At 56.2% G+C, this 20,055-nt stretch carries 18 protein-coding genes; 9 read left to right on the top strand and 9 right to left on the bottom strand.

The genetic code is table 11. The annotated features are described in order from the left end of the window. From L977_RS04160 to L977_RS04145, 4 genes are all read right to left on the bottom strand, one after another. Positions 1 to 814, bottom strand: an 814-nt coding sequence (locus L977_RS04160) for a Dyp-type peroxidase (protein WP_047624915.1), incomplete at its 3' end; no start/stop codon positions are given. Between the two features lie 92 nt (positions 815 to 906). Then, positions 907 to 1,482 (bottom strand): RpoE-regulated lipoprotein, encoded by a 576-nt coding sequence (locus L977_RS04155; RefSeq protein WP_014884748.1) that lies wholly within the window; start codon positions 1,480 to 1,482, stop codon positions 907 to 909. 63 nt (positions 1,483 to 1,545) lie between these two features. Further along, complete coding sequence (locus L977_RS04150) at positions 1,546 to 1,995, bottom strand: DUF2919 domain-containing protein (protein WP_047624913.1); 450 nt, start codon at positions 1,993 to 1,995, stop codon at positions 1,546 to 1,548. Next, complete coding sequence (locus L977_RS04145) at positions 1,982 to 2,407, bottom strand: GNAT family acetyltransferase (RefSeq protein ID WP_047624910.1); 426 nt, start codon at positions 2,405 to 2,407, stop codon at positions 1,982 to 1,984. The genes L977_RS04150 and L977_RS04145 overlap by 14 nt, the downstream gene beginning before the upstream one ends. A 212-nt stretch (positions 2,408 to 2,619) precedes the next feature. Here L977_RS04145 and amiA point away from each other — a divergent pair, with 212 nt between their 5' ends. Further along, positions 2,620 to 3,495, top strand: a complete 876-nt coding sequence (gene amiA / locus L977_RS04140) for an N-acetylmuramoyl-L-alanine amidase AmiA (protein WP_047624907.1) — start codon at positions 2,620 to 2,622, stop codon at positions 3,493 to 3,495. Next, entirely contained in the window at positions 3,495 to 4,394 is a 900-nt protein-coding gene (gene hemF, locus L977_RS04135; protein WP_014884752.1) for an oxygen-dependent coproporphyrinogen oxidase, read from the top strand. The genes amiA and hemF overlap by 1 nt, the downstream gene beginning before the upstream one ends. 79 nt (positions 4,395 to 4,473) lie before the next feature. Here hemF and maeB read toward each other — a convergent pair whose 3' ends face one another. Continuing rightward, positions 4,474 to 6,753: an NADP-dependent oxaloacetate-decarboxylating malate dehydrogenase gene (maeB, locus tag L977_RS04130; RefSeq protein ID WP_014884753.1), complete on the bottom strand. Its 2,280-nt coding sequence runs from the start codon at positions 6,751 to 6,753 to the stop codon at positions 4,474 to 4,476. Positions 6,754 to 7,042: 289 nt separating this feature from the next. Between maeB and tal the strand changes: the two genes are divergently transcribed. Further along, complete coding sequence (tal, locus tag L977_RS04125) at positions 7,043 to 7,993, top strand: transaldolase (RefSeq protein ID WP_014884754.1); 951 nt, start codon at positions 7,043 to 7,045, stop codon at positions 7,991 to 7,993. Positions 7,994 to 8,012: 19 nt separating this feature from the next. After that, complete coding sequence (gene tkt, locus L977_RS04120) at positions 8,013 to 10,001, top strand: transketolase (RefSeq protein ID WP_032635905.1); 1,989 nt, start codon at positions 8,013 to 8,015, stop codon at positions 9,999 to 10,001. Between the two features lie 69 nt (positions 10,002 to 10,070). On the opposite strand, the gene L977_RS04115 is transcribed toward tkt, so the two are convergent. Both L977_RS04115 and nudK read right to left on the bottom strand, forming a co-directional pair. After that, the gene (locus tag L977_RS04115) at positions 10,071 to 11,114 is read right to left on the bottom strand and encodes a DUF1176 domain-containing protein (RefSeq protein WP_045281124.1); all 1,044 of its coding nucleotides are present in this window, start codon (positions 11,112 to 11,114) and stop codon (positions 10,071 to 10,073) included. A 109-nt stretch (positions 11,115 to 11,223) separates the two neighbouring features. Next, positions 11,224 to 11,814, bottom strand: coding sequence for a GDP-mannose pyrophosphatase NudK (gene nudK / locus L977_RS04110; protein ID WP_014884757.1), 591 nt, complete (start codon positions 11,812 to 11,814; stop codon positions 11,224 to 11,226). A 220-nt stretch (positions 11,815 to 12,034) separates the two neighbouring features. Here nudK and narQ point away from each other — a divergent pair, with 220 nt between their 5' ends. Both narQ and acrD read left to right on the top strand, forming a co-directional pair. Further along, on the top strand, positions 12,035 to 13,729 hold the full coding sequence (narQ, locus tag L977_RS04105; RefSeq protein ID WP_023331048.1) for a nitrate/nitrite two-component system sensor histidine kinase NarQ: 1,695 nt from the start codon (positions 12,035 to 12,037) through the stop codon (positions 13,727 to 13,729). Between the two features lie 142 nt (positions 13,730 to 13,871). After that, positions 13,872 to 16,985 (top strand): multidrug efflux RND transporter permease AcrD, encoded by a 3,114-nt coding sequence (gene acrD, locus L977_RS04100; protein ID WP_047624904.1) that lies wholly within the window; start codon positions 13,872 to 13,874, stop codon positions 16,983 to 16,985. Between the two features lie 108 nt (positions 16,986 to 17,093). On the opposite strand, the gene ypfM is transcribed toward acrD, so the two are convergent. Beyond that, positions 17,094 to 17,153, bottom strand: a complete 60-nt coding sequence (ypfM, locus tag L977_RS24400) for a protein YpfM (RefSeq protein ID WP_015572204.1) — start codon at positions 17,151 to 17,153, stop codon at positions 17,094 to 17,096. Positions 17,154 to 17,540: 387 nt separating this feature from the next. Between ypfM and L977_RS04095 the strand changes: the two genes are divergently transcribed. From L977_RS04095 to L977_RS04085, 3 genes are read left to right on the top strand one after another with little or no spacing between them, the layout of a single operon-like run. Further along, positions 17,541 to 17,897, top strand: coding sequence for an ArsC family reductase (locus L977_RS04095; protein WP_014884760.1), 357 nt, complete (start codon positions 17,541 to 17,543; stop codon positions 17,895 to 17,897). A 3-nt stretch (positions 17,898 to 17,900) separates the two neighbouring features. Further along, on the top strand, positions 17,901 to 19,028 hold the full coding sequence (gene dapE / locus L977_RS04090; protein ID WP_014884761.1) for a succinyl-diaminopimelate desuccinylase: 1,128 nt from the start codon (positions 17,901 to 17,903) through the stop codon (positions 19,026 to 19,028). 24 nt (positions 19,029 to 19,052) lie between these two features. Further along, positions 19,053 to 19,250: a YpfN family protein gene (locus tag L977_RS04085; RefSeq protein WP_014171111.1), complete on the top strand. Its 198-nt coding sequence runs from the start codon at positions 19,053 to 19,055 to the stop codon at positions 19,248 to 19,250. A gap of 72 nt (positions 19,251 to 19,322) precedes the next feature. On the opposite strand, the gene ypfH is transcribed toward L977_RS04085, so the two are convergent. Continuing rightward, positions 19,323 to 20,018, bottom strand: a complete 696-nt coding sequence (gene ypfH, locus L977_RS04080; protein WP_014884762.1) for an esterase — start codon at positions 20,016 to 20,018, stop codon at positions 19,323 to 19,325. Between the last annotated feature and the right edge of the window lie 37 nt (positions 20,019 to 20,055).

The following is a 20,055-nucleotide window of genomic DNA, read 5'->3' as shown; positions in this document are numbered from 1 at the left end:
TGCCGTCAGTGTCGCCGAACATGCTCATCAACTGCTGCTCGATGTTATACAGGCGTGCGCAGTACGCGCAGAAGTATAGACCGTGGGTGCCGCTTGCGGTGCCATACGGCAGGCTCTGGCGAACAATCTTCAGCCCTTTGCCCCCTTCTTTGAGGTCAACGCGGGTCAGGTGAGAGGTCACCGGACGGTCATCGCCGTCGATCTCTTCGTTCGCCTCTTTGGTGCGACCAATCATCATCTCCTGGTCGTGCACGCTCATGCGGTTAAGCTGCTTGAGGTTATGCTCCCAGCGCTGCACGAACACGTAACTGCCGCCCGCATCCACGCCATCTTTGATGACCGCCACGTCACGACGCGTCTCTTCACCCGCCGGGTTTTCCGTGCCGTCGACGAAGCCGCTCAGATCGCGCTCTTCTACCCAACGGAAACCGTGAACTTCTTCCTGCACCTCAATGCTGTCGCCGAACGCTGCCACCGCGGCCTGGGCAACGGAGAAGTTAACATCGTGACGCAGAGAGAGAATATGAATGAGCAGATCGTACTGGGTGGCCGGAGCCAGACCTTTACCGTAAGGGATAAAGTCTTTCAGCTCTTCCGCCCCTTCGCCGCCGCTCAGCTGACGCCAGACGTTATTGCCAAAAGCAACAACGGCGCCGAGATGGGCATCCGGGAATTTGGCCTGGAAAGTCGCCAGTTTATCAACAAACGCTTTACTGGCCGCACGCAGGGCATCCACGTCCCCTTTGACATTGGCTTCGATCCAAATCGCCGCGCGGCAATGTTCTGGCAAAATGCCACTCTGAACCTGAGACATCGCTCCTCCTGAAATAAAGATGCCACGTCAGCGTGGCATTGATGGCGGGTATTATACCCGGATTTCAGCGAGGCGGTTTGTTCAGGCGCAAATTACTGCTTCCAGACTATTTTGCTCACTTTCCAGCTTTTCAGCGTGTCGTCAGACGGCATTAATCCCTCCGGACCGCTCCAGGTACCGGTGAAGACATAGCTGATGTGCTGGCTGCCTTCCGCCTTACATTCCACCGCGACGCCCTCGTCGGAAGGCGCGCTGGTGCAGTTGCCAAAGGCTTGTTTATACAGATCGCTAAACGGCGTACCCACTTTCACACCGCTGGCGGTCGGGATTTCGTCGTCGAGCACCGCAATACGGTTCACAGTGCCTTTATCGCCATTAATCACCAGCGCCAGTTTGTCCCCTTTTAGCGCTTCAAAGTACCGCACAATGTTGCCATTCTCGGTTTTCATGCCGCTACGCAGGCGGTAGTCACTGCTCAGGGCGTCCTGAATGGCATCCTGATCGAGCGCGGTTGATGCGGTAATTTTTCCTACGCCCTGCTCGGTCACTTCCGTGGACGCGCCAAACCAGTTCCACGGATAGGCTGCGGACCAGTTGATGGAGGAGAGCGTTGAACAGCCGGTTAATGCCAGCGGGAGAGCGCATAAAAGTAAACGCAGCGATTTCATTGAAACGTCCTTACGTGTTAAATCAACGCTTGTTGGAGTACGACTTCGGTAAAAAGTGCCGTTCTAATCTGACTCTTGCGTAAAACAGGCGCGTAACCGGGGATTTGTCAGCAGCCACAGCAACGCCACAATATCCGCGATCACCAGCGCAATCCCGATACCCGTTAGCGGTTCACCGTACCACCAGAGTACAGGCTGCCAAAAGAGTAGCGCAGTCTGGGCAATGATCAGCAGCCAGCGAAGCGCGCGCCACACACGCGGGATCGCATGCCGTCGGCCGCTGCATAAAAATGCCACCATCGCCGGTACGCCAGGCAGTAAGCCAAGCCAGAAGGCATCGTGATCGGGATAGAAGAGATTCAGCAGCGTGTCGCCCTGCCCGCGCGACGCGCCAGCCATCACAAACAGCACCCAGGTTCGCGCCTGCAGCAGCAGAACGCACCAGAATAAAAAAGGCAGCCTGAGGCGGCCCTGCGCGTCATAGTCTCCCGGGTGGATCTCAGTACTCTTCATCTTCGATCAGGCGCTTACCTAAATTCAGCACGTCAGCGTGCTCATAGCCCAGACGTTCATACATGCCCAGCACCACATCGTTATCTTCCCGCACCATGATCTGAATTTTCGGGCAGCCGCGAGCAATCAGCTTCTTCTCAAGCCGGTTCAGTAACGCATTCGCGATGCCACGCCCACGGTATTCCGGATGGACCCCCAGATAATAAGCCGAGCCGCGATGGCCGTCATAGCCGCCCATGACGGTGCCGACAACCTCGCCATTCACTTCCGCGACCAGAAACAGACTGACGTCGTGATTCACCTTCCGTTCGATGTCCATCTCCGGATCGTTCCACGGACGCAGCAAATCGCAGCGCTCCCAAAGGGTGATCACCTCTTCGAAATCTTCCTGGCGAAAAACGCGTATCTCCATGGTATTAACCGCCTTTTCGGGTTCAAAAACAGTGATTATGGCGCGTACGGGACGTTTAGCCAATAACCGGGGAAAATCTCGCCAAAATTTGGCATAATGTCACTTTGTCACGTATTGAAATGAAAAGTAAAACAATTCTCAATAAGGACTGTCGTAACGGGAAACACGATACGATATAACACCAGGACCCCTTTTTTTAGTATTCAGGCCGCATGAGCACATTCAAACCATTAAAAGCACTCACATCGCGTCGTCAGGTTCTCAAAGCGGGGCTGGCGGCCTTAACGTTAACCGGTATTGCAAAGCAGGCTCAGGCGAAAGACGAGAGCAGGCTCAAAACCAGTAACGGACACAGTAAACCCAAAACCAAAAAGCCAGGCGCAAAGCGTCTGGTGATGCTGGACCCGGGCCACGGCGGGATTGATACCGGCGCCATCGGCAAAAACGGGTCAAAAGAAAAACACGTCGTGCTGGCGATTGCAAAAAACGTGCGCGCAATTTTACGCAGCAATGGCATTGACGCCCGGCTGACGCGCTCTGGCGACACCTTTATCCCGCTGTACGACCGCGTGGAGATCGCCCATCAACACGGCGCGGATCTGTTTATGTCGATTCACGCTGACGGCTTTACCAACCCGTCAGCCGCGGGCGCGTCGGTGTTTGCCCTGTCCAACCGTGGGGCCAGTAGCGCCATGGCAAAATACCTCTCCGACCGTGAGAACCGGGCGGATGAAGTGGCCGGGAAGAAGGCCACGGACAAAGATCATCTGTTACAGCAGGTGCTGTTCGACCTCGTGCAGACGGACACCATCAAAAATAGCCTGACGCTCGGCTCGCATATCCTCAAACGGATTAAGCCGGTGCACCGCTTGCACAGTAAAAGCACCGAGCAGGCGGCGTTTGTGGTGCTAAAGTCACCTTCAATTCCGTCCGTACTTGTGGAAACATCTTTTATTACCAACCCGGAAGAAGAGCGGCTGCTCGGCACCACGGCGTTTCGCCAGAAGATTGCTAACGCCATCGCCTCCGGCATTATCAGTTACTTCAACTGGTTCGATAACCAAAAAGCGCACGCCAGGAAACGTTAATGAAACCCAATGCTCAACTGGTCAAAACGTTCCTGCTGCAACTGCAGGATGAGATTTGCCAGAAACTGGCCGCCGCAGACGGCGGTGAATTTCAGGAGGATAACTGGCAGCGTGAGGCAGGCGGCGGTGGCCGCAGCCGCGTATTGCGAAATGGTGGCATCTTTGAACAGGCGGGGGTGAATTTTTCCCACGTTCATGGTGACGCTATGCCCGCCTCTGCGACAGCGCATCGTCCTGAGCTGGCGGGCCGAAGTTTTGAAGCGATGGGCGTTTCGCTGGTGGTGCATCCGCATAATCCGTTTGTGCCGACCAGTCACGCTAACGTACGCTTTTTCATTGCTGAAAAACCGGGGGCCGATCCGGTCTGGTGGTTCGGCGGCGGTTTCGACTTAACGCCCTACTACGGTTTCGAAGAGGACGCCGTGCATTGGCACACCACCGCGCGCGACCTTTGTCTGCCGTTTGGCGAAGACGTCTACCCGAAATTTAAAAAGTGGTGCGATGACTACTTTTACCTGAAGCACCGCGACGAGCAGCGCGGCATCGGTGGACTGTTCTTTGACGATCTCAACACGCCCGATTTTGATACCGCGTTCAGCTTTATGCGCGCGGTGGGCGAAGGCTTTACTGAGGCCTATTTGCCCATTGTCGAACGTCGTAAAGATATCGACTATGGCGTGCGCGAGCGCGAATTCCAGCTTTATCGCCGCGGGCGCTACGTGGAGTTTAACCTGGTGTGGGATCGCGGGACGCTCTTCGGCCTGCAGACCGGCGGGCGCACGGAGTCGATTTTAATGTCGATGCCGCCGCTGGTACGCTGGGAATACTGTTACGAGCCAAAAGAAGGCAGCCCGGAGGCTGCCTTGAGTGAGTTTCTGAAAGTACGCGACTGGGTGTAATTGCCGGACGGCGCTGCGCTTATCCGGCCTGGTTAACCCGTAGGTCGGGTAAGCGAACGCGCCACCCGACGCACCGCCGCTACAGAGGCTGCGTCTGCGCCTCAACCACCGCCAGCGCCACCATGTTCACGATGCGTCGCACAGAGGCAATCGGCGTTAATACATGCACCGGTTTCGCCACGCCCATCAGTACCGGCCCTACGGTCACCCCTTCAGAGCTGGATACGCGCAGCAGGTTGTAGCTGATACGCGCCGCTTCCACGTTCGGCATAATCAGGATGTTTGCCGAGCCTTTCAGCGGGCTGTCCGGCATACGCTCGTTGCGGATGCTTTCCACCAGCGCGGCATCGCCGTGCATTTCTCCGTCAATCATCAGCTCCGGCGCACGCTCGCGCACCAGCTCCAGCGTCTGACGCATTTTGCACGCCGCCGCTGATTTAGACGAACCAAAGTTAGAGTGCGATAGCAGCGCCACTTTCGGCTCAATACCAAAGCGGCGCACGGTTTCTGCCGCCATCACGGTGATCTCCGCCAGCTCGTCCGGGGTTGGATCGTCGTTAACGTAGGTATCGGCGATAAACGTGTTCCCGCTTGGCAGCAGCAGCGCGTTCATCGCTCCGGCGGCGTGAACCCCTTCGCGGTAGCCGAAGATCTCCTGCACCACGCTGAAATGCTCGTGGTAATCGCCGATGGTACCGCAGATCAGCGCATCCGCTTCGCCGCGATGGACCATAATCGCGCCGATCACCGTGGTATTGCTGATCACCGCCCGCTGCGCCTGCTCCTGGGTGATCCCACGACGCTTCATGATCGCGTAGTATTCGTTCCAGTACTCTTTAAAGCGCGGATCGGATTCGTTATTGACGATCTCAAAGTCCACACCCGGCTTAATCTGCAGCCCCAGTTTCTGAATGCGCATTTCGATCACGCTCGGACGACCAATCAGGATCGGCTTCGCCAGCCCGAGGCTCACCAGCTCCTGGGTGGCATGCAGCACGCGCGCCTCTTCCCCTTCCGCCAGCACCACGCGTTTTGCGTCCGCGCGGGCCTGAGAGAAAATTGGCTTCATAAACAGGTTGGTTTTGTAGACGAACTCGGTGAGTTTATCGACGTAAGCGTCGAAGTCCTGGATCGGACGCGTTGCTACGCCGGAGTCCATTGCCGCTTTGGCCACCGCTGGCGCGATCTTCACGATCAGTCGCGGGTCAAACGGTTTAGGGATGATGTAGTCAGGCCCGAAGCTCAGATCCTGATCGCCATAGGCAGAAGCCACCACTTCGCTCTGCTCGGCATGCGCCAGTTCCGCGATGGCGTGAACCGCTGCCAGCTTCATCTCTTCGTTGATCGCCGTTGCGCCAACGTCCAGCGCGCCACGGAAGATGAACGGGAAGCAGAGCACGTTGTTCACCTGGTTCGGGTAGTCCGAACGGCCGGTACAGATAATGGCGTCTTCACGCACCGCTTTCGCCAGCGGCGGCAGAATTTCCGGTTCAGGGTTCGCCAGGGCCAGGATCATTGGCGCACGCGCCATCTTCTTCACCATCTCCTGGGTCAGCACTTTCGGGCCCGAGCAGCCGAGGAAGATATCCGCACCGTCAATCACGTCCTCAAGCGTGCGTTTGCCGTCATCGTCCACCGCATACGCCGCTTTGGTTTCCGCCATGTTTGGCTCACGGCCTTTGTAGATCACGCCTTTGGAATCGCAAACCACGATGTTGTGTTTCTGCATCCCCAGCGCCACCAGCAGGTTCATACAGGCGATGGCCGCCGCGCCCGCGCCGGAGACCACCATACGCACGTCGGAAAGATTTTTCTCGACCACGCGCAGGCCGTTCAGAATGGCGGCGGTGCTGATAATGGCCGTACCGTGCTGGTCGTCATGGAACACGGGGATGTTCATACGCTCGCGCAGCTTCTGCTCGATATAGAAACATTCCGGCGCTTTGATGTCTTCCAGGTTGATACCGCCGAAGGTTGGCTCCAGCGCGGCGACGACGTTAATGAATTTATCCGGGTCCAGCTCGTCCACTTCGATATCGAACACGTCGATACCGGCGAATTTCTTGAACAGAACGCCCTTCCCTTCCATCACCGGCTTACCCGCCAGCGCACCAATGTTGCCAAGGCCGAGTACCGCCGTACCGTTAGAGATCACCGCGACCAGGTTACCGCGCGCGGTGTACTTATAGGCCGCCAGCGGATCTTTTTCGATTTCCAGACACGGTGCCGCCACGCCCGGTGAGTAGGCAAGAGCCAGATCGCGCTGAGTCGCCAGCGGCTTGGTTGGGGAAACCTGGATTTTGCCCGGAACGGGGAACTCGTGAAAATCGAGGGCACTCTGTTTCAACTGCTCATCCATCTTATTTTTCCTTTCACGTATCGGTCAAAAGGGTGACGTTTGCGATCCTGATGCACACCCTGGTGTACCGCCTAGTATCGCCTCAGGACAGCGCATAAACTTTGAAGGCTGCCAAACTCTCACCATCACACATTAAAAATTGTTATCAATTTATAACAGCCATGTTACCCGTCTCAAAAGCAATGCCTCCCCCATCTGCTATGCTTTTTTGTTAAGTCCATCATGATTTTCTCAGAAGTGTGAACTAACGCACTCATCTAACTCTTTTATTTCCAAGGAGTAATGATTTATGAACCAGCTAGACGGCATCAAACAATTCACCACCGTGGTTGCGGACAGCGGCGATATCGAGTCGATTCGCCACTATCAGCCGGAGGACGCGACCACCAACCCTTCCCTGCTTCTGAAAGCGGCAGGGCTTGCCCATTTTAGCCATCTGATTGATGACGCGATTGCTTACGGCAAGAAGCGCGGCAAAACGCAGGAGCAACAGGTTGCCGAAGCCAGCGACAAACTGGCGGTTAATTTTGGTGCAGAAATTCTGAAAAGCATTCCAGGACGCGTCTCGACCGAAGTGGACGCCCGCCTCTCGTTCGATAAAGAAAAGAGTATTACGAAAGCGCGTCGTCTGGTTGAACTCTACCAGGAGCAGGGAATTGATACGTCACGCATTCTGATCAAGCTCGCGTCGACGTGGGAAGGTATCCGCGCGGCAGAGGTGCTCGAAAAAGAGGGGATCCACTGCAACCTGACGCTGCTGTTCTCGTTTGCACAGGCACGCGCCTGTGCTGAAGCGGGCGTGTTCCTCGTCTCGCCGTTTGTCGGGCGCATCTACGACTGGTATCAGGCGAAACAGCCCATGGACCCGTACGTAGTCGAGGAAGATCCGGGCGTGAAGTCAGTGCGAAATATCTACGACTACTACAAACAGCACCGCTATGAAACCATCGTGATGGGGGCCAGCTTCCGCCGTACCGAGCAGATCCTCGCCCTGGCAGGCTGCGATCGCCTGACCATCTCCCCTAACCTGCTTAAAGAATTACAGGACAAAGAAGAGACGGTGATCCGCAAACTGGTGCCAACCTCCACCGTCCTGCCGAAACCGAAGGCCATGACCGAAGCCGAGTTCCGCTGGGAGCACAATCAGGACGCGATGGCCGTGGATAAACTGGCGGAAGGCATCCGCCTGTTCGCCGTCGACCAGCGCAAACTTGAAGACCTACTCGCCGCCAAACTTTAACCTTGCCATGGAGTGAACTATGTCCCGTAAAGAGCTCGCCAATGCCATCCGCGCCCTCAGCATGGATGCCGTGCAGAAAGCCAATTCCGGCCACCCTGGCGCCCCCATGGGCATGGCTGATATTGCCGAAGTGTTGTGGAACGACTTCCTGAAGCACAACCCCAACGATCCTGCCTGGTACGATCGTGACCGCTTTATTCTGTCTAACGGCCACGCCTCGATGCTGCTCTACAGCCTGCTGCACCTGTCCGGCTATGATCTGCCGCTTGAGGAGCTGAAGAATTTCCGCCAGCTGCATTCGAAAACCCCGGGTCACCCGGAAATCGGCTATACGCCGGGTGTCGAAACCACCACCGGACCGCTGGGTCAGGGGCTGGCCAACGCCGTCGGACTCGCGATTGCCGAACGCACGCTGGCGGCACAGTTTAACCAGCCGGACCACGAGATTGTCGATCACTACACGTACGTGTTTATGGGTGACGGTTGCCTGATGGAGGGGATTTCGCATGAAGTCTGCTCGCTGGCGGGCACGCTGGAGCTCGGCAAGCTGATCGGCTTTTACGACCACAACGGCATCTCCATTGACGGGGAAACCGAGGGCTGGTTCACCGACGACACGGCGAAACGCTTCGAAGCCTATCACTGGCACGTCGTGCATGAGATCGACGGCCACGATCCTGAAGCGGTGAAAAAAGCGATTCAGGAAGCGCAGAGCGTGAAGGACAAACCGTCCCTGATTATCTGCCGTACGGTCATCGGCTTTGGCTCACCAAACAAAGCAGGCAAAGAAGAAGCGCACGGCGCGGCGCTCGGCGAAGAAGAGGTGGCACTGACCCGACAGAAACTGGGCTGGAAATACCCGCCGTTTGAGATCCCGAAAGAGATCTACAAGGCATGGGATGCGCGCGAAACGGGTGAAAAAGCCCAGCATGCCTGGAACGAAAAATTTGCCGCCTACAAAAAAGCATACCCGGAACTGGCGGCTGAGTTTTCCCGCCGCATGAGCGGTGGACTGCCGGAAGACTGGGACGATAAAACCCAGGCACTGATTGAAAACCTGCAGTCTAACCCGGCGAAAATCGCCACCCGTAAGGCGTCGCAAAACACCCTGAATGCCATCGGCCCTATCCTGCCCGAACTGCTCGGCGGCTCGGCGGATCTGGCGCCGAGTAACCTGACCATCTGGTCGGGCTCGAAATCGCTGAAAGAGGACATCGCCGGAAACTATATCCACTACGGCGTGCGCGAGTTCGGGATGACCGCCATTGCCAACGGTATCGCCCATCACGGCGGCTTCGTGCCCTACACCGCCACCTTCCTGATGTTCGTTGAGTACGCCCGTAACGCAGCGCGCATGGCGGCGCTGATGAAGGCCCGGCAGATCATGGTCTACACCCACGACTCTATCGGGCTGGGTGAAGATGGCCCGACGCACCAGGCGGTGGAACAGCTGGCGAGCCTGCGCTTAACGCCAAACTTCAGCACATGGCGTCCGTGCGATCAGGTCGAAGCGGCAGTGGGCTGGAAGCTGGCGGTTGAGCGCCATAACGGCCCGACGGCGCTGATCCTGTCGCGTCAAAACCTGGCGCAGATTGAGCGCACCCCGGAGCAGGTGAAAAATATCGCCCGCGGCGGGTACATCCTGAAGGACAGCGGCGGCAAACCGGACGTGATCCTGATTGCCACGGGTTCTGAGGTGGAAATTACGGTGAAAGCGGCGGAGAAACTGACTGCCGAAGGTCACGCGGTGCGCGTCGTTTCCCTGCCTTCAACGGATATCTTTGATGCCCAGGACGAGGCATACCGTGAATCGGTGCTCCCCTCCAGCGTCGCGGCGCGCGTGGCGGTGGAAGCGGGAATTGCCGACTACTGGTATAAGTATGTGGGGTTGAAAGGGGCGATTGTCGGTATGCGGGGCTACGGTGAGTCCGCCCCTGCCGACAAGCTGTTCCCGTACTTCGGCTTTACCGTTGAGAACGTGGTGGAGAAGGCGTTGAGTGTGCTTTAGTGCGGTCTTCGTTGCCGGGTGGCGGCTACGCCTTACCCGGCCTACAACACCATCAAATCGTAAGCCGGACTACCGCGTGATCCACAGCGTGGGCCAGGCGTCCGGCCCGTTCCAGTTATCGCAGCTTGGCTCTTCCGCATACCGCACCAGGCGGAAGCGCTGGCCGTCGAAACGCCAGCGCGTCTGGATCCCACAATCACCGATCCCACGCCCCAGTGCGAGCGTCGTCAGCTCGCGTGCTTTTTCATCGAAGCTGGCGTTCATCAGTTCCATATCGCTACTCTGACTGGACGGGGTAAACGGTAGACGCAGCCTGACGCTGCGCGCGGTGAACGGTTTTTTACGCGATACCAGCCACGCCAGATCGACCGTATTGTAAGCCCCCGCCTCGCAGCTGACGATCAGCAGCGCTTTATCATCCGTTAAAGCAGTGACGCGCACTTCGCGGCGGTTAGGATCCAGCGAGCACTGGCTGTTGTTCATCCGCCAGGTGCCGTAATCCAGCAGATCGTTCAGTTCAGCGTGGGAGAGTGGCGTTGGCGTGGGGTTCACCACGGCCACCTTTTTTAATGCCGGAGCTGGAGGCACGCTCAGCGGCGGGCTATCTCCTTTTTTAATCCATGCTGTTTCGCTGCCCACGCGCTTTTGCTGAGCGTCGATAAACAGCAGCGCCGCTTTCAGTCCGACCAGAGAGATCGTCTGCTTCCCTCCGCGCAGGGTCAGCCTCTGTCCTTCCTGAATCGTTTTCAGAAACGTGGTGAGGGTACCCGTATCGTCAGTCTTGAGATGCCAGGGCGTTAACTGCCAGTGCTGGGCATTGAGTTTTAAGGGAACGTCGTCGAGCAGCAGTCGGGGGGCGATGTCAGGCTCTTTTACCGGAGGAGCCGAAAGCCCGCCGAGATCGATACGCAGGCTGGCGTCCGTTTTTGCCCCAGCGCTACGGCTCAGCGTCATCACCAGCCCGCGGTGTTCACCGGTATTTCGGGCAACGCAAAAATTCTGGTTATTGCAGGTGACCTGCCAGTCAGAGAAAGACTGCTGCGCAGGTGCAGCCCACACCAGAGGTGCGGGTAGCACGCAAAAAAAGAAGAGAAGCAAAACGCAGTAGCGCATGAATGGCACAGCCCCGGAAACGAAAAGGTCAATCTGGGGCGTATCTTCGTGCCCTGGACGGGCGGGCTCAATCGGATTTATCGGATAGATTTATCTGAAATATAACTTATCACCGGACCTGCGCGGCGTTCATCACGCCGCTGGTTTGCAGATACTGCAGCAGGATCACCGCTTTACCGTCGCGTATCTCGCCGCTTTTCACCATTTCCAGCGCCTGAGCGAAGGGCATTTCAAGCACTTCAATATCTTCATCCTCGACCCCGCCGCCGCGGTGAGTACGCTGAGCATCGGTGTATTCCGCAACGAAGAAGTGGACCAGCTCGGTCACCCCGCCTGGAGACATGAAAAGCTCAAAGACTTTTTGTACCGCACCCACCTCAAAACCCGTTTCTTCTATGGCTTCTTTGCGAATACAGACTTCCGGCTCATCGTCATCAAGCAGACCGGCGCAGGTTTCAATCAGGCGCCCGTCCGCGTTGCCATTGACCCATGTCGCCACCCGAAACTGACGAATCAATACCACGCTTTGCTTTTCGCGGTTATACAGCAGAATGGTAGCGCCATTGCCCCGGTCGTAGACTTCGCGTTTATGGCGAATAACGTCCCCGTTCTTACGGGTTAAATCGTAAGTGATGTTACGCAGGACAAAGTAATTTTCAGAAAGGATTTTGTCTTTGATAACGGTAATGTTCAGGGACATACGGGCTCCACGGCAAAATGAGTCTGTTTATACTACGCCGTGACGCTCGCTTTGTCGCCCGTGGGTTCAGACGGCGCGTTTCTCGCTGGATGATGTTTCCGGTTGCGCCAGGCGCAATAACCTTACTGTACGTATGAATAAAGTGTTTACTCATCACTGCGTTATCAGGCAATGTACACCTGCCCGAAACGTCTGATTATTTCTCCCAGAGAGCCGTTCTGTGACCGTTAAGCGACCCGTTTCCGGAAGCCTTGCCTGGGCTTTCTTTTCGATAATTGTTCTCTCCGTGCTGACCAGCAGCGTCGCGCTACTGACGCTTGCCAGCAGCCAGCGCGACGCTGAAGCCATCAACGTTGCGGGTTCACTGCGCATGCAGAGCTATCGTCTCGGCTACGAGATGCAGCGTAACAGCCCTTCCCTTATGGCGCATCGTGAGAACTGGCGGCAGACATTGAGCGCACCTTCCCTGCAAAAGCTGAACCGCTGGTACGTTCCGGGCAATGTCAAAACGCGCTACCAGCAACTGCAGTTTGCCTGGCTGGAAATGGATAAGCACATCGCCCGCGGTGACAGCGCATGGTATGCCGCGCATATTGAGGATTTTGTCGGCCGCATTGATGCCTTTGTGCTCGCCCTCCAGCATTACAGTGAACATAAAATCCAGACAGTGACCCTCCTCTCTCTGGCTGGCGCCCTCGGGATCCTGCTGCTGACGCTGTTTACCCTGCGGCGTATCCGCCGCCAGGTCGTATTACCGCTGAATAATCTGGTGGCGGCCAGCGAGCGGATTGAGCGAGGTGAATTTACGACGCCTGCGCCGGATACCGCCCTACCCAACGAGCTGGGCCAACTTTCCCGCGCTTTCAACCATATGTCGGGGGAGCTACACACCCTTTATCGGTCGCTTGAAGCTTCCGTGGCGGAAAAGACGCGACATTTGCACGAAGCCCACCAGCAGCTCGACATGCTGTTTAAATGCTCCCAGGCGTTGAATACGGGGCAGATAGACAGCCATTGTTTTCGGCACATATTGCAGATTGTCCATGAATACACTCAGATGAATTACCTGGAACTCCGCACCAGCGACGACTGGCGACTGTGTGAAGGGACCGCGTCGGGCAGCATCCCGATGCAAAATCTGCCGGTACTGATGCAGGACACCCTTTACGGTGAACTGCGCTGGCAAAGCGAGACGGACAGCGTTCCCCTCCCGCTGATGAGAAGCGTGGCGACCATGCTCGGGCGCGGGCTGTACTTTAACCAGGCGCAAAAGCATTACCAGCAGCTGCTGCTGATGGAAGAACGCGCCACCATCGCCCGGGAACTGCACGATTCGCTGGCGCAGGTGCTGTCTTATCTGCGGATCCAGCTTGCCCTGCTTAAACGCGCGGTGCCAGCGGATAATGCTCCCGCGCAAACTATCATCACCGACTTCTCCCGCGAGCTGAACAACGCCTGGCAGCAGCTGCGCGAGCTGCTGACGACCTTCCGGCTGACGTTAAATCATGCGAATTTACCCGCAGCGCTGCAGGAGTCTCTCGATGCCCTGCAGAGCCAGACACAGGCCAGGCTGCACCTCGACTGTCGTCTCTCCTCCCTGGCGCTTGACGCCCAGAAACAGGTGCATTTATTGCAGATCGTCCGGGAAGCCGTTCTGAATGCGATTAAGCACGCCCAGGCCAGCGAAATTACCGTTAGCTGCGTAACGGCGGTGGATGGCACGCACAGCGTCAGCATTCGCGACAACGGCATCGGGATTGGCGAGGCAAGCGAACCGCCCGGACACTACGGACTGAACATTATGCGTGAGCGCGCACAACGACTCGGAGGCATGCTGCACTTTTCGCAACCGCAAAACGGCGGCACGCTGGTCTGCGTGACGTTCCCGGTACCTGCGCCGTTAACGGGTAAATAACGGTAAAGAGGCAAGCGCAGGGAAAAGCGCATGATAATTTACACTATCTCCTTTATTTCTCCACGTTTGACCTGGGCCTTACCGCTAAAGTTAGGCGGGCAATAAACAATAATGACGTGCAGCAAAACGAGGTCACTTTTACATGGCGAATTTTTTCATCGATCGCCCCATTTTTGCCTGGGTGCTTGCCATCCTGTTGTGTCTGACAGGTGTCCTGGCGATTACTTCTCTTCCTGTTGAGCAATATCCCGATCTGGCACCGCCTAATGTGCGTGTCACCGCAAACTACCCCGGCGCTTCCGCACAAACGCTGGAAAACACCGTGACGCAGGTTATCGAGCAGAACATGACGGGTCTGGATAACCTGATGTACATGTCCTCGCAAAGCAGCGCCACGGGACAAGCGACGGTTACCCTGAGCTTTAAGGCGGGCACCGACCCGGACGAAGCGGTGCAGCAGGTACAAAACCAGCTTCAGTCGGCCATGCGTAAGCTGCCCCAGGCGGTGCAGAACCAGGGCGTTACCGTACGTAAAACCGGTGATACCAACATTTTGACCATCGCGTTTGTCTCCACCGATGGCTCAATGGATAAACAGGACATTGCGGACTACGTCGCCAGTAATATTCAGGACCCGCTCAGCCGTATTAACGGCGTGGGGGATATCGACGCCTACGGCTCACAATACTCCATGCGTATCTGGCTCGATCCCAACAAGCTGAACAGCTATCAGATGACGGCCACCGACGTGACGGATGCCATCAAAGCCCAGAACGCACAAATTGCCGTGGGGCAACTGGGAGGAACGCCTTCCGTTGATAAACAAGCCCTGAACGCCACCATTAATTCGCAATCCCTGCTTCAGACACCGGACCAGTTCCGCAACATCACCCTGCGCGTGAATCAGGATGGCTCAGAAGTGCGTCTGAGCGATGTGGCGACGGTGGAAATGGGTGCTGAGAAATACGACTACCTGAGCCGATTTAACGGCAACCCGGCCTCTGGCCTTGGGATTAAGCTGGCCTCCGGCGCAAATGAAATGGCGACGGCGAAACTGGTGCTGGACCGTCTGGATGAGCTGTCGCAGTATTTCCCGCACGGGCTGGAGTATAAAGTCGCCTATGAAACCACTTCCTTCGTAAAAGCCTCGATTGAGGATGTGGTAAAGACCCTGCTGGAAGCGATTGCCCTGGTATTCCTGGTCATGTATCTGTTCCTGCAAAACTTCCGCGCCACGCTGATCCCCACTATTGCCGTCCCCGTGGTGCTGCTGGGTACCTTTTCGGTGCTTTACGCGTTCGGGTACAGCATTAACACCCTGACGATGTTTGCCATGGTGCTGGCAATTGGCCTGCTGGTGGATGATGCCATTGTGGTGGTCGAAAACGTCGAGCGCATCATGAGCGAAGAAGGTCTTTCCCCGCGCCAGGCCACGCGAAAATCCATGGGACAAATTCAGGGGGCGTTAGTCGGCATTGCGATGGTGTTGTCGGCGGTCTTTATCCCGATGGCCTTCTTCGGCGGCACGACCGGCGCGATTTACCGCCAGTTCTCGATAACCATCGTCTCAGCAATGGTGCTCTCCGTTCTGGTGGCCCTGATCCTCACCCCTGCGCTTTGCGCCACCCTCCTCAAGCCGCTGCACAAAGGGGAACATCACGGTCAGAAAGGGTTCTTCGGCTGGTTTAACCGGATGTTCAACCGCAATGCCGCCCGGTATGAATCTGCGGTCGGTAAAGTGCTGCACCGCAGCCTGCGCTGGATGATGATTTACGTTGTACTGCTGGGCGGCATGGTGTGGCTGTTTCTGCATTTGCCCACCTCGTTCCTGCCGATGGAAGACCGGGGGATGTTCATCACCTCGGTGCAGCTCCCGAGCGGCTCAACGCAGCAGCAGACGCTGAAAGTGGTCCAGAACGTAGAGCAGTACTTCTTCACCCACGAGAAAGATAACGTTGTGTCGGTCTTTTCGACCGTTGGCTCCGGCCCGGGCGGGAACGGACAGAACGTCGCCCGTATGTTTGTCCGTCTGAAAGACTGGAATGAACGGGACACCCAAACGGGAACCTCATTTGCCATCATTGAACGTGCCACTAAAGCCTTTTCCCGTATTAAAGAGGCGCGCGTCTTTGCGAGCAGTCCGCCAGCGATCAGCGGCCTGGGGAGTTCTGCCGGGTTTGATATGGAGCTGCAGGATCACGCCGGCGCGGGTCACGATGCGCTGATGGCGGCACGCGACAAATTGTTAGCGCTGGCAGGTAATGATTCTGGCCTGACCCGCGTGCGCCACAACGGCCTGGACGACAGCCCGCAGCTTCAGGTGGATATCGACCAGCGTAAGGCGCAGGCGCTGGGCGTCTCCATCGACGATATCAACGACACCCTGCAAACGGCGTGGGGCTCGAGCTATGTGAACGACTTTATGGATCGCGGTCGCGTGAAAAAAGTGTATGTTCAGTCCGCCGCGCCGTACCGCATGCTGCCGGATGATATTAACCGCTGGTTTGTACGCAATAACAGCGGCGGGATGGTTCCCTTCTCGGCGTTTGCCACCTCGCGCTGGGAGAGCGGTTCGCCGCGTCTGGAGCGCTATAACGGTTATTCTGCGGTGGAAATCGTCGGGGAAGCCGCGCCGGGCGTAAGTACCGGCACGGCCATGGACACCATGGAAAAACTGGTGCAACAGCTGCCCGCCGGTTTTGGTCTGGAATGGACGGCCATGTCTTACCAGGAACGTCTCTCCGGCGCGCAGGCCCCCGCGCTTTATGCCCTTTCTCTGCTGGTGGTGTTCCTCTGCCTTGCCGCGCTGTATGAGAGCTGGTCGGTTCCGTTCTCGGTCATGCTGGTGGTACCGCTTGGGGTTATCGGTGCGCTGCTGGCAACCTGGATACGCGGCCTGGAAAACGATGTTTACTTCCAGGTCGGGCTGCTGACGGTGATCGGCTTGTCGGCGAAAAACGCCATTCTGATCGTTGAGTTTGCCAACGAGATGAATGCCAAAGGCCACGAGCTGATGGCCGCCACGCTACATGCCTGCCGTCAGCGACTGCGCCCGATCCTGATGACCTCGCTGGCCTTTATTTTTGGCGTATTGCCAATGGCAACCAGCACGGGTGCAGGTTCCAGCAGCCAGCACGCGGTCGGTACCGGGGTAATGGGGGGCATGATTTCGGCCACCATCCTGGCCATTTATTTCGTGCCGCTGTTCTTTGTGCTGGTGCGTCGTCGCTTCCCGCTCAGAGAGCGGCAGGAATAACATTCAGCCATAAAAAAGGCGGCTTTATCAGCCGCCTTTTTATTGTGTGATTAATTCACACTATGGTTATTTTACTTATTTAAGTGCTCTTGCAATTCTTACTGAATGTCATTTACGAAGCATGCCTTCGATAAAATCTTTCCAGTTCCCCAGTTCACGTTCAATCATAACAACCTCTCTTATTATTATGCGCATTCTACGAAAACGTATCATCATTGTGAAGACTATTTAACCAATTGCTGTGATTGTACCCCGCCACCGTTGGGGATTTATGATAAATATGAATGGAGAATCTTAAATTTTGTGTGACGGCCAGCAATATTTTGAAATAACCCTACGAACGGGTGAGCTTTATTTTACCCGCTGAGTTTGTTAGCAATTTATACCCGATGGACATCTATGCTTAAATGATGAAAGAATATTCAGCGTACAGATGTGCGTTGAATTAAGCAGACGTGTAAATCCAGAGTATTCCTGAATGTGTTATATTCTGCTTAAGGATATATCTTCGAATTTATTGAACATTTAATGGTCATAAGGACAAAAGGATTCACCATGGTTGTGATGTACGGCATTAAAAATTGCGACACCATCAAAAAAGCCCGCCGCTGGCTGGAAGCGAACCACATCGAGTACCGATTCCACGATTACCGTGCCGATGGGCTTGATGCAGATTTTCTGCATAACGCCATCAATGAACTGGGCTGGGAGGCACTGCTTAACACCCGCGGTACCACCTGGCGTAAACTGGACGAATCCCTGCGCGCCAGCATCGTTGATGCCGACAGCGCGGCAAAACTGATGCGTGAAATGCCGGCAATTATCAAACGCCCATTGCTCTGCAAGCCAGGTCAGCCTATGCTGCTGGGTTTCAGTGAAACCCTTTATTCTGACTTTTTCGTTGAGGTGTAGTGTATGTCATGCCCGGTCATTGAGCTGACTCAACAGCTTATTCGCCGTCCTTCCCTTAGCCCGGACGACGCAGGTTGTCAGGCATTAATGATTGAGCGCCTGCGTGCCATCGGTTTTACCGTTGAACGCATGGATTTTGGCGATACTCAGAACTTCTGGGCGTGGCGCGGCCAGGGTGAAACGCTGGCGTTTGCCGGGCATACTGACGTCGTTCCCGCAGGTGACGCAGATCGCTGGATTAACCCGCCGTTTGAACCGACCATCCGCGATGGCATGCTCTTTGGCCGCGGCGCGGCAGACATGAAAGGCTCGCTGGCGGCGATGGTGGTCGCGGCTGAACGCTTTGTGGCTCAGCATCCGAACCACAAAAACCGTCTCGCGTTTTTGGTCACCTCCGACGAAGAAGCCAGTGCCCATAACGGTACCGTGAAGGTGGTTGAAGCGCTGATGGCGCGCAACGAGCGTCTCGACTACTGTCTGGTCGGCGAGCCGTCCAGTACCGAAGTGGTGGGCGATGTCGTGAAAAACGGTCGCCGTGGCTCACTGACCTGTAACCTGACCATTCACGGCGTTCAGGGACATGTTGCTTATCCACATCTGGCCGATAACCCCGTTCATCGCGCTGCGCCAATGCTGAGCGAACTGGTGGCGATTGAGTGGGATAAAGGTAACGAGTTCTTCCCCCCGACCAGCATGCAGATTGCTAACGTCAAGGCCGGGACCGGCAGCAACAACGTGATCCCGGGGGACTTCTTCGTCCAGTTCAACTTCCGCTTCAGCACCGAACTGACCGATGAGATGATCAAAGCGCGCGTTGTCGCGCTGCTGGAAAAATATCACCTGCGCTACACCGTGGACTGGTGGCTTTCCGGCCAGCCGTTCCTGACGCAGCGCGGCAAACTGGTTGATGCGGTGGTGAACGCCATCGAGCACTATAATGAAATTAAGCCACAACTGCTGACGACGGGTGGCACCTCAGACGGACGCTTTATCGCCCGTATGGGAGCTCAGGTTGTCGAACTGGGGCCAGTAAACGCAACCATTCATAAAATAAATGAGTGTGTTAATGCGGCAGATTTGCAACTGCTGGCTCGTATGTATCAACGTATTATGGAGCAACTCGTCGCCTGACGAATGCTCTGAGAGGAATAGCGAATGGATTGGCTTTCAAAGTACTGGTGGATTCTGGTGCTGGTGTTTCTGGTCGGCGTACTGCTCAACGTGATTAAAGACCTTAAGCGCGTTGACCACAAAAAGTTTCTTGCGAACAAGCCGGATCTCCCGCCACACCGCGATTTTAACGACAAGTGGGACGATGACGACGACTGGCCGAAGAAAGACCAGAAGAAGTAATTGTTAATCTCACCCCTCCCCCTAACCCTCGCCCCTGTGGGGAGAGGAACTGGGGGGGGAGGGGGAAAGAGCCTACATAAACTCAACAATATTATCGTCATTCGGCTTGCCGCCGCTGAGCGCTTCATCAAAGTAGTGCTTCGGTACGGTATAACGCAGATGATCGAGCGCGAATTGCATGCTGCGGTCGTCAATCGCATGGCCCAGATCGTCAACGATATCCAGCGTCACATCCCCACCTTCACGAATCAATGCTTCCTGAGCGGCAACCGCATGTGAAAGCTCAATGACCCGGTCTTCACCACCGTGGATCAGATGGATCGTGGTCTGCGTGGTCGCACTCGTCGGCAGCGTCGCAAAGCGGCCGTTAAACGCAATCACCCGTGAAACCAGACCCGGCTGCGCTTTCACACTTTCCAGGGACATGATAGATCCCTGCGAGAAGCCAATCAGCGCGGTCGCGTCAGCACCCACGCCGCTCTGCTGCTGCCAGTAGCGTACGATGTCGATAAACGTGGGCATGATGGCATCAATGCGCGCCTGACGGTTCTCCTCCGTCACGCCCTGAACCGGAAACCACTGTCGTCCGTTCGGACCACACGGTTCTACGCCGCCGATGCTGACAATCAATGCTTCAGGGAAAACAGGCGCAAACCAGCTACCAATCTGCCCCATATTGACGGCATTATCGCCAACACCATGAAACAGAAGCAGTAACTGTTTAGCCGGTTTGTCAGGGCTTTGAACAACAAAATGGTCGTGTTTCATGGCGGTCTCCTTAATTGATGAGCAGGATTTTACGCCT

The organism is Enterobacter sp. ZOR0014 (genome assembly GCF_000798855.1).
Lineage (GTDB): Bacteria > Pseudomonadota > Gammaproteobacteria > Enterobacterales > Enterobacteriaceae > Enterobacter > Enterobacter kobei.
The sequence above is the reverse complement of the archived record's forward strand: the minus strand, read 5'-3'. Positions and strand labels throughout refer to the sequence as shown.

Coding starts and splice junctions, on each gene's coding strand:
- L977_RS04155 (WP_014884748.1), bottom strand. CDS start 1,482: ATGAAATCGCTGCGTTTACTTTTATGCGCTCTCCCGCTGGCATTAACC.
- L977_RS04150 (WP_047624913.1), bottom strand. CDS start 1,995: ATGAAGAGTACTGAGATCCACCCGGGAGACTATGACGCGCAGGGCCGC.
- L977_RS04145 (WP_047624910.1), bottom strand. CDS start 2,407: ATGGAGATACGCGTTTTTCGCCAGGAAGATTTCGAAGAGGTGATCACC.
- amiA (WP_047624907.1), top strand. CDS start 2,620: ATGAGCACATTCAAACCATTAAAAGCACTCACATCGCGTCGTCAGGTT.
- hemF (WP_014884752.1), top strand. CDS start 3,495: ATGAAACCCAATGCTCAACTGGTCAAAACGTTCCTGCTGCAACTGCAG.
- maeB (WP_014884753.1), bottom strand. CDS start 6,753: ATGGATGAGCAGTTGAAACAGAGTGCCCTCGATTTTCACGAGTTCCCC.
- tal (WP_014884754.1), top strand. CDS start 7,043: ATGAACCAGCTAGACGGCATCAAACAATTCACCACCGTGGTTGCGGAC.
- tkt (WP_032635905.1), top strand. CDS start 8,013: ATGTCCCGTAAAGAGCTCGCCAATGCCATCCGCGCCCTCAGCATGGAT.
- L977_RS04115 (WP_045281124.1), bottom strand. CDS start 11,114: ATGCGCTACTGCGTTTTGCTTCTCTTCTTTTTTTGCGTGCTACCCGCA.
- nudK (WP_014884757.1), bottom strand. CDS start 11,814: ATGTCCCTGAACATTACCGTTATCAAAGACAAAATCCTTTCTGAAAAT.
- acrD (WP_047624904.1), top strand. CDS start 13,872: ATGGCGAATTTTTTCATCGATCGCCCCATTTTTGCCTGGGTGCTTGCC.
- L977_RS04095 (WP_014884760.1), top strand. CDS start 17,541: ATGGTTGTGATGTACGGCATTAAAAATTGCGACACCATCAAAAAAGCC.
- dapE (WP_014884761.1), top strand. CDS start 17,901: ATGTCATGCCCGGTCATTGAGCTGACTCAACAGCTTATTCGCCGTCCT.
- L977_RS04085 (WP_014171111.1), top strand. CDS start 19,053: ATGGATTGGCTTTCAAAGTACTGGTGGATTCTGGTGCTGGTGTTTCTG.
- ypfH (WP_014884762.1), bottom strand. CDS start 20,018: ATGAAACACGACCATTTTGTTGTTCAAAGCCCTGACAAACCGGCTAAA.